Source organism: Bradyrhizobium sp. CW1, from assembly GCF_023100665.1.
Taxonomy (GTDB): Bacteria; Pseudomonadota; Alphaproteobacteria; order Rhizobiales; family Xanthobacteraceae; genus Bradyrhizobium; species Bradyrhizobium canariense_D.
In genome coordinates this window covers 8,061,275-8,075,276 of record NZ_CP064684.1, presented here as the reverse complement: position 1 = coordinate 8,075,276, position 14,002 = coordinate 8,061,275, and the positions used below count along the sequence as shown (strand labels likewise).

Genomic DNA, 14,002 nt, shown 5'->3' with positions numbered 1-14,002 from the left:
ATTTTCAAGGCCTTCGAAGCCCGATTCGGCGGCTTGGAAAAAGCGCGATTCGGGAAGCCGTTTCGGGCCGTGGAAGGCGTGGATTTTGCGGGGACGAGGGCGTTCCGAGGCGCCTGGAACGCCCCGGAACGGCCTTGCAGCTCAATACATCTGAAGCGGCAGCACATCTCCGTTTGGCCCCACCAGGAGGCCCCAGGCATCGCCGGCGGCCACTGTGAGAATCTCGGTGCGAGTGGGGCGTCCCGGCAGACGCAGCGCGTACTGGTACTTGCCTGGCGGCAGATCGAGCATCGGGCCTTTCGGCGATTGCGGACCGCCGGCGCCGGCCGCGATCTTTACGGTCTGATTGTTGATCGTCAGCGATGCTTCTTTCGGCCCCATATTGCCGAGCATCAGCCTGGCCTGTCCGGCCTTCGGCATGATGTCGGCCTTGGCCGCGGCCTGCGGATTTCGCTGCATCAGGCTGACCGTGGTCTCGTCTCGGGCGCGGCCAAGCTTCAGCACGGCCGGCCCCTGCGGCGAGGTGAACGCGAGCTCCGCCCGCTCGGCCGTCACGATCGCGCCGTCGGCCTTCTCTTGCCAGCCCCGATTGGTCAGCTCCGCGCGATAGAAGGCGAGGACCTCGCCAAGCTCGGCGGGGATGCTGGCTTCGAGCTCGGTCCGGAACGACTGGTCGCTGCCGGGAAATTTCGTGGAGCTGATGCCGGTCGAGCTGTGCTGCGTCGGCACCGGCAGGGCCGAATCGGGATCGGGCGTGAGCGGCTCCTTCGATTTGGTCTGGACCGCCTTGGCTTGGGTCGATTTGGCCTCGACGGGCTTCGCCGCGGCGACGACCAGACCGGAGCCGTTGGCGCTAACGTTCACCTTCGGTCCCATCTGCATCACGGTCATCGAGATCGACTTGCCGCTCTTTGCGAACTCCATCACCGCCATGTTGGGCTGATTGATGACGGAGGGCTGCTCTTTCCAGCCCGCTGGCTTGAGCGATGCGCGATAGAACGCAGTGAGCGCCTTCACGCTCGAGGTCGAGGAGAACTCGAGCCTGCCCTCGTCGCTCTCGAACTTCACACCCTCGGCGTTTTCAGGCAGCGGCACCGGAATCTTGCTGTCGGCCTGCGCGTTGAGCGGCGCGTCGGACAATGCGGCCGCCTGCACCTTGCGCCTGGCTTCGTCGGCGGTGATGAGCTGCTTGGCCGCACCTAACGCATCCCCAAGGAACTTGTCGTCCGCCTCTTTCTTCGCCTTGGCACGGGCGGCAAGCGCGGAGTCCTTCACCTGCGCGGTCAGGCTGACCATGGTGAAATCATATTTGCGGCCAAGCCGCAGCACGCCGGTTTCCTCCGCCGAAGAGATCTTGATCGCGACCTCGTCACCGGGTGCGAGCTGCGCGCTGCCGTCCTCCTGCCAGCCGCGCGCGGCGAACTCGCGGTGATAGAAGGCGAGCACGGCCGGCAGCTCGGCCATCGCGGCGGCCGACATTTCGCGCTTGTTGTCGCTCGCGCCGCCGAGCCCCCTGGCCGTCTTGGTCGGGCTCGGCCGCGGCAGGCCGGCCAGATCGCTATCGGCTTTGAGCTCGCTCGGCAGCGCGAAGGGGGCGACCCGGATATCGACATTGGTGCGGCCATCGTCGCGGCGCGTCAGCGTCAGCATCACGGGCTTCTGCTGATAGAAGCCGGTCTCCTTGCTATCGGCATGCGCGTAGAACGCGCGCAGGCCGTTGGGAACGGTTTCATTCAGGCTGGTGGTCCAGCGTGCGGCGGTTTCCGGCGTGAGCTTCTGCCAGCCGATCGCAGCCATCTGGCTGCTGTAGAAATCCGACGTTGCATCGAGCGGCGTCGGCGCGATGCAGCCGAGATAGGGCCGGGTCCCGTCGAACACGATGTCACTTGCGCCTTCCGGAAATGGCACGTTCCCGTACATCCGGTCGGTGGTGTAGTAAACCACGGACTGGTCGGGCCGGCCGAGCGCCTGCGTGAAATGAACGGAAAGGCCTTGTCGTCCCTTCCTGAACTTCAGCAGGCTGCTTTTCTCCTCAAGCGGCATCACATAGGGCACCCATCCGTTGTCGCGCAGGAGCTTTTGGACCGCGGGCAGCGTCACGGCCTGCCGCATCGGTACGCGATATTCGACGCTATAGGGATCGGGGCGCGAAATGTCTTCCACCGCACCTTCGAGCTGGGGCAGCGCGTGGACGTCGACGATGCCCTCGTCGGCGCCGGCCGCGATCGAGCAGCTCGCCATCAGGAAGAGACCGCATGCAAGCAGCCGCCATCGTGCCGGGACTTGCATCCCGCGCGGGATCATCGCCATCGTTACGTCTCCAGGATGCCGCGCGGCGCTTGGGCGCGCGCGATTGCAACGGCTGCGACACCGTCGGCGGGTCTCAAACGAGAAGTCGCGGCAGGAACCGGGCAGGTTCAAAGATCCGGACGGCTCAATACAGCTGGAGCGGCGACCATGCCTCGCCGTCGCGCCCGATGGTGAGCTCCCAGGCGTCGCCGGCTGCGACGGTGAGGATATTGCTGTGGGCCGGACGGCCGGGTACGTTCAGTTCGTAGGAATATCTGCCGGGCGCCAGATCCAGCGAGACGGCGTTAGCGCCGGCCGAGCGCTTGATGATGTGCGCGTTGATCCCGAGCACGGCTTCCGTCTCGCCGATGTTGCTGAACACCAGCTTCGCCTGGCCCGGCTCGGGCATGACGTTCGCCCGGGTTGCAGTATCCGAGTTCTTCTGCACGAGATGAACCAAGGTGCTGCTGCCCTTGCGGCCGAGCTCCAGCATCGCCGGACCGAGCGGAGATGCGAACGCGAGCTGGACGTGATCGGCGGAGACGACGGCGCCATCGTGCTGCTCCTGCCAGCCGAGCTTTCCGAGCTCCCTGCGGTAGAAGGCTAGGACGTCGCCGAGTTCGGCGGGCACGGTGGCCTCGAGCTTGACCCGAAGCGGCGCTTCGACGCCCCGCATCAGGGTGGTGTGGATTCCTCGAAAGCTGTAGCGGGTCGGTGCGAGCAGCCTGGCATCGGGATCCGGCGTGAGATCGGCGGAAAACAGCGCCGCGAGATGCGGCATCCCGGCGCCGGCCCTTGCAGCGAGCATGCAGATCGCGAGCAGGACGAGGCCGCACGCAAACGCCCGCCATCGTGCCGGAGCTTGCGCCCCGGACCTTGCCGTCCGCATCTCACTCTCCAGGGGTCTCGCGCGGCATGTCATTGCGCGATTGCAAAACGGCTGCGACGCCGTCGGCGCGGCCTCCGGCAACTAGTCGCGGCAGAAATGGGGCCGGTTCAACGGCGGCGACTAGCGCCGGGCCGATACCTGTCCGCTTTCGACGTCAAAGATCTCGCCCCCGGCGCCGATCTCGGCGAAGGCGGCAGGGTCTGCGCCGGTCAACCACACCTGCGCGCCGAGCTTGCGCAGCTCGTCGAACAGCGCCGCGCGCCTGCCGGGATCCAGATGCGCGACGACCTCGTCGAGTAGCAGCAGCGGCACGATGCCGGTCATCTCGGCGACCAGGCTCGCATGCGCCAGCACCAGCCCGATCAGCAACGCCTTCTGCTCGCCGGTCGAGGCATCGCGCGCCGGCATGCTTTTCGGCGCGTAGATCACCTGCAGATCGGTGAGATGCGGACCATCCGTGGTACGGCCGGCGATGGCGTCACGCGGACGGTTGTCGCGCAGGATCTGGCGGTAGCGGTCCTCGACCGACGTCGCGGTCTCCGTCAGCAGCGCGTTCTCCATCCAGCCGTCGAGCGCGATCTGCGCCGAAGGGAAGGCGGAGGCCTGCGCGCGAGCGTTCAGCATGCCGGTCAGACGCGCCGCGGTCTGGCCGCGGGTTGCGGCGACCGCGACCGCAAGCTCCGCGGTCTCACGCTCGATCGCGTCACACCAATGGTCGTCGTAATTGCGCGTCTCGAGCAGTCGGTTGCGCGAACGCAGCGAACGTTCGAGCGCGGAGATGCGGCTGGAATGGTCGCTGTCGATGGCGAGCACCAGGCGGTCGAAGAAGCGCCGCCGCTCGGACGCCGCTCCCATGAACAGCCCGTCCATCGCCGGCGTCAGCCATACCATGCGGATGTGGTCGCCGAACGCCGCCGCCGAATTGACCGGTTCGCGGTCGATGCGGCAGCGCCGGCTGACCGGGCTATCTGCGCACGGCGGATCGATGCCGGTGCCGAGCGTGGCAAGGCCCAGCGCGCCCTCGACCTGTGCCGACACCGCCCAGGAGCCGTCGCCCTGATTGTCGGCGACGTCGTCCAGCGTCGCACGCCGCAGGCCGCGTCCCGGCGACAGGAACGAGATCGCCTCGATGCAATTGGTCTTGCCCGCTCCGTTCGGCCCGACCAGGACCACCATGTCGGCCGCCGTCTCGAGCCCCGCCGCCCGGTAATTACGAAAATGCGTCAGCGTCAGGCGATGAATGCGGGAGGGGGTCATCAGATCTTTGTCGTGGCCGCGATTCTTCCCCTCTCCCCTTGTGGGAGAGGGTGGCGCCTCACAAGGTGAGGCGACGGGTGAGGGGTATCTTACCGCTCGGCGAGCTTTGCAAGGATGTCCTCCAATACAGAAGTGGGTCGCTGGAGCACGTCGTTGTTCCAGTAGCGCGCGATGACAAAGCCTTCGGCGAGAGAGCTGCGTCACGCGCTGCATCGCGTCGTGATTCTACGTGCTGACCGCCGTCGATCTCGATCACCAGGCGCTTCTCAAAGCAGACGAAGTCGAGAATGTAGGTGTTGAACGGGACCTGCCGGCGAAACTTGAAAGCGGAGAGTTGCCGGTGCCTGAGCAGGCGCCACATTGCCGCTTCCGCATCCGCCGGTTCGTGCCGCATATTCTTCGCGAATTGGCGAAGACGTTTGGAGACTGGCCGATGGGATGGTTCCTGCGGCACGAACCCCTCACCCGACTGAGTATGTATCCGCCCGTGGAGATGCCCTCTCCCACAAGGGGAGAGGGCGCAGCAACGTGCATTGCGCTTGTTTCGGCAGGCGAAGCTGTAGCTTCCCCCTCTCCCCTTGTGGGAGAGGGGGGCTTCGCGCAGCGAGGCCGGGTGAGGGGTTGTCTCTGCATAAAAGGTGTCGCGAGAGGAGGACCACGTCCCTCACACCCGCATCGGCATCAGCACGTAGAGCGCGCTCTTGTCGTCGCGGTCTTGCACCAGAGTCGGTGAGCCCGGGTCGGCGAGCCGGAGCGTTGCGACGTCGCCTTCGATCTGGGCGGCGATGTCGAGCAGATAGCGGGAGTTGAAGCCGATATCGAGGGCGTCGGAGGCGTATTCGACTTCGAGCTCTTCGGTCGCGCTGCCGGAATCCGGATTGGTCACCGACAGCACCAGCTTGCCCGGCGACAGCGAGAGTTTCACGGCTCGCCCGCGCTCGCTGGAAATCGTCGAGACGCGGTCGACCGCGTTCTCGAAATCCTTCTTGTCGACGACGAGCTCCTTGTCGTTGCCCTGCGGGATCACGCGGCCGTAATCGGGGAAGGTGCCGTCGATCAGCTTCGAGGTCAGCACCACATTGCCGATGGTGAAGCGGATCTTGGCCTGCGACAGCTCGATCGTGACCTCGGCCTCGTTGTCCTCGATCAGGCGCTGCACCTCGCCGACCGTCTTGCGCGGCACGATCACGCCGGGCATGCCCTCGGCACCCTTGGGCTGCACCAGGTCGAGCTGGGCGAGGCGGTGGCCGTCGGTGGCGACGCCGCGCAGGGTGGCGGCTTTGGCGGAGCCCGCGGCATGCAGGTAGATGCCGTTGAGATAATAGCGGGTCTCCTCCGTGGAGATCGCGAACTGGGTGCGATCGATCAGCCGCTTGACGTCCTTGGCGGCGAGGCTGAACGAATGCGACATGTCGCCGGCGGCGAGATCCGGGAAATCGTTTTCCGGCAGGGTCTGCAGCGTGAAGCGGGAGCGCCCGGCACGGATCGCCAGCACGGCGCGGTCGCCGTCGGCTTCGAGCACGATCTGCGAACCATCCGGCAGCTTGCGCACGATGTCGTAGAACATGTGCGCCGGCACGGTGGTCGAGCCCGCGGTCGCGGTTTCCGCCGCGAGCGTTTCCGTGACCTCGAGGTCGAGGTCGGTCGCCTTCAGCGACAATTTCGCGTTTTCGGCCCTAACAAGCACGTTGCCGAGGATCGGAATCGTGTTGCGGCGTTCGACCACGCGGTGGACGTGGCCCAGCGACTTCAGGAGTTGCGCGCGTTCGACCGTAACCTTCATTGCACTACTCGCCCGATCCCCAAGGAAACACAAATCTGGAAAAGCCGGGCGGCGGGACGCGCGCCACGGCACCGAAGACCCCGGAAAGCCGGATCATCCAGCCGATATGACCAAAGCCGTCAGGGTCGCGCAAGGTGGCGCGGATGGCCCCCGGATTCAAGGGATTGCGGGCAGTTCCCCACGATTTACCTATGTTTCCGCAACGCGCTGAACGCCTCGCCGGCCAGGGACGTCTCTGCGCCCGTCACGGCCGGGCTTGTCCCGGCCATCCACGTCTGGGTTCGCGGTCCTAAGAACGTGGATGCCCGGGACAGGCCCGGGCATGACGACCTCCGATGCAGCTTGGATGTGGTCGCACCCGCGCAGAAGCAAATAGGCGTTTATTCCTGAAGCTGGCGCTTGAGCGATTCGACCTCGTCCGACAGCGCCGTGTCCTTGGAAACCAGGGCCTCGATCTTGCGCACGGCGTGCAGCACCGTGGTGTGGTCGCGCCCACCGAAGCGGCGGCCGATCTCGGGGAGCGATCGCAAGGTCAGCGTCTTGGCGAGATACATCGCCACCTGGCGCGGACGGACCACGTTGGCGGTCCGGCGCGAGGACAGGAGATCGGAGCGGCTGACATTATACTGCCGTGCCACCACGCGCTGGATGTCCTCGATCTTGATCCGCTTCGGTTCCTGCGGCCGGATCAGGTCGCGCACCTCGTGCTCCGCCATCTCCAGCGTCACCGGCCGATTGTTGAGCTTCGAATGCGCGAGCAGGCGGTTGATCGCGCCTTCGAGATCCCGGCCGTTATGGGTGATGGCGCGGGCCAGATAGGTCAGCACCTCCTCCGGCACCTCGAAGGTCGCATGATGGGCGCGGGCGGCTGCGACGCGCGACTTGAGAATACCGTGCCGCAGCTCCTCGCCGAGCGAGGCCATCTCGACCACGAGGCCGCCGGCCAGCCGCGAGCGCACGCGGTCGTCGAGGCTTTCGAGGTCGGACGGCGGACGGTCGGCCGCGATCACGACCTGGCGGCCGGCATCGATCAGCGCGTTCAGCGTGTGGCAGAACTCGGCCTGGGTCGACTTGCCCTGCAGGAACTGGAGATCGTCGATCACGAGCACGTCGATGCCGCGCAACGCTTCCTTGAAGGCGAGCGCCGTCTGCGTCTTCAGCGCGGCGACGAAGCCGTACATGAATTTCTCGGCGGTGAGATAAAGCACCTTGCGCTCGTTGCCGGAATTGCCGGCCCAGGTCACCGCCTGCAAGAGATGCGTCTTGCCGAGGCCGACACCCGCATGGATGTAGAGCGGATTGAACATGACGGGATCGCCGCGACGACCCTCGGCGACCTGACGCGCAGCCGCATGCGCCAGCGTGTTGGAACGGCCGACGACGAAGCTCGCAAACGTCAGGCGCGGATCGAGCGGCGAGCCGCCGAGTGCATCATGATTGGCCGAGACCGGCGCGGTCGCGGTCGAGCGCAGCTCCGGCGCAGGCGAGCGGCGCGTTTCGACCGGCGCGGGCGCTTCCTTCTGCTGCACCACGGGGCGCACGGCCGAGCGCACGGTGAGATCGATGCGATGCACTTCCGGCATCTCGGCCTGCCAGCACGACAGCACGCGCTCGGCATAATGGGCCTGGATCCAGCTCTTCAGGAAGCGGGTTGGCACCGACAGACGCACGCTCTCGTCCTGGACGCCTTCCAGATCCATGCGCGCGAACCAGCTCGTATAGACGTCCTCGCCTACGTTCGAGCGCAGCCGACTCTTCACGCGTGACCAGCGATCCTGTTCCGGGGTTGTCATCATTTGAGAACTTTTCTTGAGAGATAAGGTTGCGTGGTGAGCGCCATGCTGAGTTCCTGCCAGGGATACCTGCTCAGGGATATTTGCGATGGCGGGACCTCAAGCGATTTCACCTGCAGGCATGGCTCGACCGTTCGGCGGAAACGCCGCGTCCGATCAGCAATGTCTAGAGATGGAGGGGTCGCGAGGTCAGCGCGTACTCGGCGCTCCGTTACACGCGGGAGGCTTGATGTCCGACGGATCTAAAACGGCATCGCTGGAAGTCGAAATGCTGGAAGTCGAAATGTGTTTCAATACCGCGTTGAGTTCGTAAGACATGATACCTCCCCGTCCTGCCGTGATTGCTCACGACAAGGTCCTGCGTGTCCAAACGACACCCGCTTCGTAGTCGGATGCCTGCCCGTGTACTCGTCGTCCGCTCGGCTTCGCCATCATGCCTGTCGGGGCAGCTTTCAAGATGTCTCTTAAGCGCGAGAGAAAGATCCCGCTTGGAGACATTCAGACAAAGAGCTACCGTTCCCACATTGCTGTGGGTTTTGATCCGACAATCGCTTGTTGAAGCGTCGCCTACGTGCACACCGCCGCCGATTTGCACGCTCGCCCCGTTTCCGATACCGCGCTGGTCTCAAGATCGTGGGCGCCGCTGACGTCTTAAGGAATACACTATGCGGAAAGACTCGCAACGGAATTGATTCACACTTGAGGCATCAAAAATCTTGATCTGCGTTAACGCCACGCGGCACTTGTGCACAGGCTTCAGAGCAAGTTTTTGGATTCGTGCACAGAATCGAAGATGCCGCGTCCGATGTGACAATTCTCCGCCACCGCCAAAAATTTTTTACAAAAGCGTCACGCGCGCGACGCGCGGGTGAATTTTCCAAATGCTTGGCCTCACTATGTCGATAAGTTGTTAGCGAGCCATCGTTTTTTGAGTCTCGTTTCACAGGGTAACTCCATCGCGTGACGCGATCCGGGGAAACTACGGTGTGCAGAACTCGCAAGCCCGCGAATTCAACTTGCGCCCGCCTCGCAGGGGCTTTTTGCACCGCGGTGCAAGTTTCCGCTGTTGCAAAACCATTCGCAGGTAAAACTACGGACGCGTCATGGTGCAAGCGCCGCAATCCTCCGATCGAAGGTCGTTCGACGCGTGACTGCTTGCGTGAATATGACGGGCAACAAAAAAGCCCGGCGTGAGGCCGGGCTATTTGACGCGTGTGATGTGCGATGTGATCGCCCGATCGAACGACTCGATCGGACGGCGTGCCAGAACGCTCGCGAGTTTACTTGGCGAGCTTGGCGATCTGCGCGGTGAGCCGCGAGACTTTGCGGCTGGCATTGTTCTTGTGAATGATGTTTCGCTGCGCGGCGCGCATCAAGGCGGGCTCGGCATTCGCCAGCGCCGTCACGGCAGCGGCGCGGTCGCCGGTCTTGATCGCTTCTTCGACGTTACGTACGGCACCGCGCATCTGGGTGCGGCGCGACTTGTTGACAGCGGTGCGGCGGGCGATCTTGCGCGTCGCTTTCTTGGCGGAAGTGGTATTGGCCATGGTCTCAATGTCCTTTGCGGGTACCGGTCGCGTCTTCGTCGGGTAGCGCCGGCTTGCTTGACCGCGTAATCGACGCTCGGAATTAGGGTGTTCGGTTGCTAGGCTGTTCCCGGAACATGAGCGACGGCCTTGCGGCTGCCTCTGAGGCCCAAGGAGCCTCTCAGCCCAAGAAGCCTCTAAGCCCAAAGAGCCTGCATCTGCTCAAAGAACAGCGGCGGCAGGATTGCGCCCGCCGCCAGTTGGCGCCCTTATAGAGAGGGTCTTCGGCACCGTCAACGCTTTCCCGGGCTGCAAAAGCAGCCCCTCAGAGCCGGGATGAGTGCCGTAACGCCCTGAAGAGGTTGAATTTCTGCCGTCTCCCTTGTATTGGCTGGCGGCGTTCCGAGGGTCGTCCGATCGGACGACTATATAGGGTGAGGCATGATCCGCGGCTTTTTCCGACTGATTGGGCTGTTGCTGCTCGCCGGCGGGTTCATCTTCATGGTCTATGATGGCGCCCGCTGGGTGGCCGACCAGACCCTGCGGTTCACCCGCTTCGGCCAGTTCTGGAACGACATCAATCAGGCCAGCCAGACGGCATTCCGGACCTGGGTTGAGGCCAAGGCGCCCTGGCTGTGGACCTCGGTGATCCGCCTGGTGCTGGATCAGCCGGTTTTCGCCGTCCTCGGCATTCTCGGCATCCTCCTGATGATCCTGTTCCGCCCGCGCAAGCCGTTGATCGGCTATTCCCGGGATTGAGCTTTCGAGCATGCCGCGCTGTAACAGGGCTGCCGCTCCGTGCGTAAAGACCTATATTCCCACCTGATCGCGAGCACGCCGCCTGAGTAATTAGCCCAGGCGATGAACGGCTCGTTCGGAGATCCGTCCATGGTGTTCATGCGCAAGACCACCGCATTGCCGAGCGCCGCGGAAGCGCTGCCGGGCCGTGCGCAAGCCATTCCGACCGCGACCACCCATTTCGTCAACGGCGCGAAGTTGCAGCCGCCTTATCCCGCCGGTCTCGAGCAGGCGGTGTTCGGGCTCGGCTGCTTCTGGGGCGCCGAGCGCAAGTTTTGGGAGCTCGGCGACGGCGTTTACACGACTGCTGTCGGCTATGCCGGCGGCCACACGCCGAACCCGACCTATGAAGAGACCTGCTCGGGCCGCACCGGTCACACCGAAGTGGTGCTGGTCGTGTTCGATCCCACCAAGGTGTCGTACGAGAAGCTATTGAAGACGTTCTGGGAGAGCCACAACCCGACGCAGGGCATGCGTCAGGGCAACGACGTCGGCACGCAGTACCGGAGCGCGATCTACACCTATTCAGACGCGCAGAAGAAAGCGGCCGATCAATCGAAGGCGCTCTATCAGAAGGCGCTTGCTGCAAAAGGTCTCGGCACCATCACCACCGAGATCGCACCCGCCGGCGAATTCTACTTTGCCGAGGACTATCATCAGCAATATCTGGCCAAGAATCCCGCCGGCTATTGCGGCCTGGGCGGCACCGGCGTGTCCTGCCCGATCGGCGTCGGTGTGAGCGCGTAAGCTGGTCCCTCGTCATGGCCGGGCTTGTCCCGGCCATCCACGATATTTCGTGCGGCACCAAGAACGTGGATGCCCGGGAAGAGCCCGGGCATGACGGAGTGTTTGTACCATTGCCAAGCCACCCGCCCCCTCAACGCTTTATTAACCATAACCGGTGCATCACTGGATCTGTCTCGTTTCGAGGGATAAGTCCGGTGCCGGTTGCACGCGCGTTTCGATGGTCGATCTCGGCAGCATCCCTGGCAGCGTCCGCCGCGCTGACCCTTGGCGGCTGCATGCAAACCGCTGGTCCCGTCGCCTATGTGCAGCCGCGCGCCGATCTCGATTCGATGGTCTATGGCCAGCCGTACAACGCGCCGCAGCCCGCCGTCGTCGGCAGTGGCGGCGGTGCCATCGCAGCACTCAGCAATTCCTTTGCCTCGCCTGCGCCCATGCCGGTCGGTTATGCCGCGCCGATGGCGGCGCCTGTTCGCTACGATGCCTCCTATCATCTCGACGCCGGCGACAAGCTGCGCGTGGTTGTCTACGGCCAGGAAGGTCTCACCAACAGCTACGCAATCGACGCCGGCGGCTCCATCACCATGCCGCTGATCGGCGGCGTGCCGGCACGCGGCCGCACCCCCGCGGGTCTTGCCGGCGAGATCGCCGCAAGGCTGCGCAACGGCTACATTCGCGAGCCCTCGGTCGCCGTCGAGATCGAGGCCTATCGTCCGTTCTTCATTCTCGGCGAAGTCTCCGCGCCCGGCCAGTATCCTTACGTGCCGAACATGACGGTCGAAAGCGCCGTCGCGATCGCCGGCGGCTTCTCGCCCCGCGCCAAGCGCGACGTGGTCACCGTCACGCACACCGAAGCCGGCGGCGCCATGCGCGCCGTGGTGCCGCTCGGCACCCCCTTGAGCCCCGGCGACACCGTGTTTGTCGGCGAGCGCTGGTTCTAGAGCGTTTTCGAGCGAAGTGGATACCGGTTCGCGTAAAGAAAACGCGTCAGAAAAGAATCTAGAGCCTCGGTTCTGATGCAATCAGAACCGAAGCTCTAGCTCACCGCCTGAAATCCAGACGCCCGTTCGGAAAACATCCGTCGATCCTGGTGGCGTCGACCACCAGTCCAACCCATGGCCGTGTGATCGCCGGGTTGGTCAGGTTGATATATTTCCCGACCAGGCGACCCGCGCGATCACGCGCCGTATCGATCAGCCCGTGCCGGCGGCCATGGTCCCAGTCGAAGCGGAGGAAAATGCGCTCGCCTGCGACCCGCACCTCCGCGCGTCCTTCTTTCCAGGCTTGCGGCGTATCGCCGGCAATGGTCGGATCTGCGCCGCCATTCCAGCGGCTGGCCCAGATGCCGTCGAGCGGGTCTGACTGTGCCGCGATAATTGCCCATGCCGCCGCGTTGACGTCAGCCGCATCGCCGGCAAGCGCGGCGGTTGCGGCATAGTCCATGACGTCGCGATCATCAGGCGCGGGCACGTCCATGGTGCCGAACGGATTGCGGATGACGATGTTCGTATTGGCCTGCTGCATCATGATCTCCCGGCGCGAATTGGCTTGATCAGCCAGCTCTATCGCCGGGCAGCAGGATGCAGCCACCCGATTCCTGCTCGTCATCCGGGGCGCGCGAAGCGCGAGCCCGGAATGACAGCGAAGACAGCCGCGCGCGCTACGATTTCAAATGCTTCGCGAAAAATTCCATGCTGCGCGGCCAGGCGATGTCGGCGCTGGCCTTGTCGTAGCTCGTCCGCTCGTCGCAATGGAAGCCGTGCTGCGCGCCCGGATAGACGAAGACCTCCACGTCCGGCCGCTTCGTCTTGATGGTCTCGACGTCGGTCAGGGGAATGCCGGCATCCTTCTCGCCAAAGTGCAGCTGTGTCGGAACTTTTGGTGTCTCGTCGGCATAGCGCACGACGGCGCCGCCGTAATAGCCGATCGCGGCCTTCAGGCCCGACAGCCGCGTCGCCGCGACGAAGGCGATGCTGCCGCCCAGGCAAAAGCCGATGATGCCGACCGGGCCGACGCTCTTCACCGCATCGATCGCCGCCTGCGTGTCGCGCAGCATCGCGTCCCAGTCCGGACTGGCGACGAACTTGCGCGCTTCCGCGATCTCGTCGGGCGAGTAGCCGGACTGGAAGCCCGGCGAGGTCCGGTCGAAGATCGACGGCGCGATCGCGACATAGCCTTCCCCGGCGAGGCGATCGCAGACCGAGCGGATGTGATGGTTGACCCCAAAAATCTCCTGGATCACCACCACCGCGCCCTTCGCCGTGCCGGCGGGGTCAGCGCGATAGGCACTGAGCTGGAATTTGTCGGAGGCCGTCAGCTTGATGTCCTGTCGCACGCGGGTTGTCCTTTTGGTTAGTCTTCGATTGCGGGTTCCGCTCGTTCCACAAACTCGTCATGCCCGGGCGTAGCCGTCCGAAGGACGGCGTCGCTTCCGCTCGCCTATGTCCCGGGCATCCACGTTCTTGGTGCGGTAGGAAAGATCGTGGATGGCCGGGACAAGCCCGGCCGTGACGATGTGGCAGCTCCAACGCATGATGGCGCAGAGACGATTGCTCTGCGTCATGAAAAGCCACTCTCACTCCCACATCCAGTTCTCGCCATAATCCTCCTTCCAGCCCGCCAGCCGTCCGTGGCGGAATTGCAGGAACAGGCGGTGACGGGTGGGGATCAGTCTGCTGCCGCCGATGTTGCGAAGGGCGAGATAGATCTCGTTGCCGGGGCGTCCCCGCACATATTGCAGCGGTTGCCCCAGCGCCCGCGCAGTCTGGTCGGCATCCATGCCGAAAGCGAGCGGCGTGTTGTTCGACAAGGTCGCGACGAAGGGCAGGCGGGGCAATGTCCCGCCGAGTTGCTCGGCTTGCGCGGATGCTGACAGCAACACCGCGCCCGCAGCCAATATAGCTCGCTTCATCGCCACTGTTCC

At 64.4% G+C, this 14,002-nt stretch carries 12 protein-coding genes and 1 pseudogene; 3 read left to right on the top strand and 10 right to left on the bottom strand.

Annotation, left to right across the window (positions count from 1 at the left end; genetic code table 11):
- Positions 1 to 141: 141 nt before the first annotated feature.
- The 7 genes and pseudogenes from IVB54_RS38530 to rpsT all read right to left on the bottom strand — a co-directional run bounded on the left by IVB54_RS38530 (position 142) and on the right by rpsT (position 9,558).
- On the bottom strand, positions 142 to 2,310 hold the full coding sequence (locus IVB54_RS38530) for a hypothetical protein (protein WP_018455835.1): 2,169 nt from the start codon (positions 2,308 to 2,310) through the stop codon (positions 142 to 144).
- A 124-nt stretch (positions 2,311 to 2,434) separates the two neighbouring features.
- On the bottom strand, positions 2,435 to 3,178 hold the full coding sequence (locus IVB54_RS38525) for a hypothetical protein (protein WP_026233034.1): 744 nt from the start codon (positions 3,176 to 3,178) through the stop codon (positions 2,435 to 2,437).
- Between the two features lie 120 nt (positions 3,179 to 3,298).
- Complete coding sequence (recF, locus tag IVB54_RS38520) at positions 3,299 to 4,435, bottom strand: DNA replication/repair protein RecF (RefSeq protein WP_018455838.1); 1,137 nt, start codon at positions 4,433 to 4,435, stop codon at positions 3,299 to 3,301.
- Between the two features lie 89 nt (positions 4,436 to 4,524).
- A pseudogene (locus tag IVB54_RS38515) lies at positions 4,525 to 4,889 on the bottom strand (DUF559 domain-containing protein).
- A gap of 210 nt (positions 4,890 to 5,099) precedes the next feature.
- Positions 5,100 to 6,218 carry a DNA polymerase III subunit beta gene (dnaN, locus tag IVB54_RS38510; RefSeq protein WP_007598262.1) on the bottom strand — a complete coding sequence of 373 codons (1,119 nt, stop codon included), beginning with the start codon at positions 6,216 to 6,218 and terminating at the stop codon, positions 5,100 to 5,102.
- 380 nt (positions 6,219 to 6,598) lie between these two features.
- Entirely contained in the window at positions 6,599 to 8,011 is a 1,413-nt protein-coding gene (gene dnaA, locus IVB54_RS38505; RefSeq protein WP_026233035.1) for a chromosomal replication initiator protein DnaA, read from the bottom strand.
- Between the two features lie 1,280 nt (positions 8,012 to 9,291).
- Positions 9,292 to 9,558, bottom strand: coding sequence for a 30S ribosomal protein S20 (gene rpsT / locus IVB54_RS38500; RefSeq protein WP_007598259.1), 267 nt, complete (start codon positions 9,556 to 9,558; stop codon positions 9,292 to 9,294).
- A 420-nt stretch (positions 9,559 to 9,978) separates the two neighbouring features.
- Between rpsT and IVB54_RS38495 the strand changes: the two genes are divergently transcribed.
- The 3 genes from IVB54_RS38495 to IVB54_RS38485 all read left to right on the top strand — a co-directional run bounded on the left by IVB54_RS38495 (position 9,979) and on the right by IVB54_RS38485 (position 12,020).
- Positions 9,979 to 10,296: a hypothetical protein gene (locus tag IVB54_RS38495; protein ID WP_007616084.1), complete on the top strand. Its 318-nt coding sequence runs from the start codon at positions 9,979 to 9,981 to the stop codon at positions 10,294 to 10,296.
- A 129-nt stretch (positions 10,297 to 10,425) separates the two neighbouring features.
- Entirely contained in the window at positions 10,426 to 11,082 is a 657-nt protein-coding gene (gene msrA, locus IVB54_RS38490; RefSeq protein ID WP_026233037.1) for a peptide-methionine (S)-S-oxide reductase MsrA, read from the top strand.
- A 194-nt stretch (positions 11,083 to 11,276) separates the two neighbouring features.
- A complete protein-coding gene (locus IVB54_RS38485; protein ID WP_018455842.1) occupies positions 11,277 to 12,020 on the top strand; it encodes a polysaccharide biosynthesis/export family protein in 744 nt (247 codons plus the stop codon).
- A gap of 100 nt (positions 12,021 to 12,120) precedes the next feature.
- On the opposite strand, the gene IVB54_RS38480 is transcribed toward IVB54_RS38485, so the two are convergent.
- The 3 genes from IVB54_RS38480 to IVB54_RS38470 form a co-directional block, all read right to left on the bottom strand.
- A complete protein-coding gene (locus tag IVB54_RS38480; RefSeq protein WP_026233038.1) occupies positions 12,121 to 12,603 on the bottom strand; it encodes a hypothetical protein in 483 nt (160 codons plus the stop codon).
- A 136-nt stretch (positions 12,604 to 12,739) separates the two neighbouring features.
- The gene (locus IVB54_RS38475) at positions 12,740 to 13,414 is read right to left on the bottom strand and encodes a dienelactone hydrolase family protein (protein ID WP_018455844.1); all 675 of its coding nucleotides are present in this window, start codon (positions 13,412 to 13,414) and stop codon (positions 12,740 to 12,742) included.
- A gap of 240 nt (positions 13,415 to 13,654) precedes the next feature.
- Entirely contained in the window at positions 13,655 to 13,990 is a 336-nt protein-coding gene (locus IVB54_RS38470; RefSeq protein WP_026233039.1) for a hypothetical protein, read from the bottom strand.
- Between the last annotated feature and the right edge of the window lie 12 nt (positions 13,991 to 14,002).

Excerpts from the sequence above, each read along its gene's own strand:
- IVB54_RS38525 (WP_026233034.1), bottom strand. The coding sequence starts at position 3,178 with ATGCGGACGGCAAGGTCCGGGGCGCAAGCTCCGGCACGATGGCGGGCG.
- rpsT (WP_007598259.1), bottom strand. The coding sequence starts at position 9,558 with ATGGCCAATACCACTTCCGCCAAGAAAGCGACGCGCAAGATCGCCCGC.
- IVB54_RS38530 (WP_018455835.1), bottom strand. The coding sequence starts at position 2,310 with ATGGCGATGATCCCGCGCGGGATGCAAGTCCCGGCACGATGGCGGCTG.
- msrA (WP_026233037.1), top strand. The coding sequence starts at position 10,426 with ATGGTGTTCATGCGCAAGACCACCGCATTGCCGAGCGCCGCGGAAGCG.
- IVB54_RS38470 (WP_026233039.1), bottom strand. The coding sequence starts at position 13,990 with ATGAAGCGAGCTATATTGGCTGCGGGCGCGGTGTTGCTGTCAGCATCC.
- IVB54_RS38495 (WP_007616084.1), top strand. The coding sequence starts at position 9,979 with ATGATCCGCGGCTTTTTCCGACTGATTGGGCTGTTGCTGCTCGCCGGC.
- recF (WP_018455838.1), bottom strand. The coding sequence starts at position 4,435 with ATGACCCCCTCCCGCATTCATCGCCTGACGCTGACGCATTTTCGTAAT.
- dnaA (WP_026233035.1), bottom strand. The coding sequence starts at position 8,011 with ATGACAACCCCGGAACAGGATCGCTGGTCACGCGTGAAGAGTCGGCTG.
- IVB54_RS38480 (WP_026233038.1), bottom strand. The coding sequence starts at position 12,603 with ATGCAGCAGGCCAATACGAACATCGTCATCCGCAATCCGTTCGGCACC.
- dnaN (WP_007598262.1), bottom strand. The coding sequence starts at position 6,218 with ATGAAGGTTACGGTCGAACGCGCGCAACTCCTGAAGTCGCTGGGCCAC.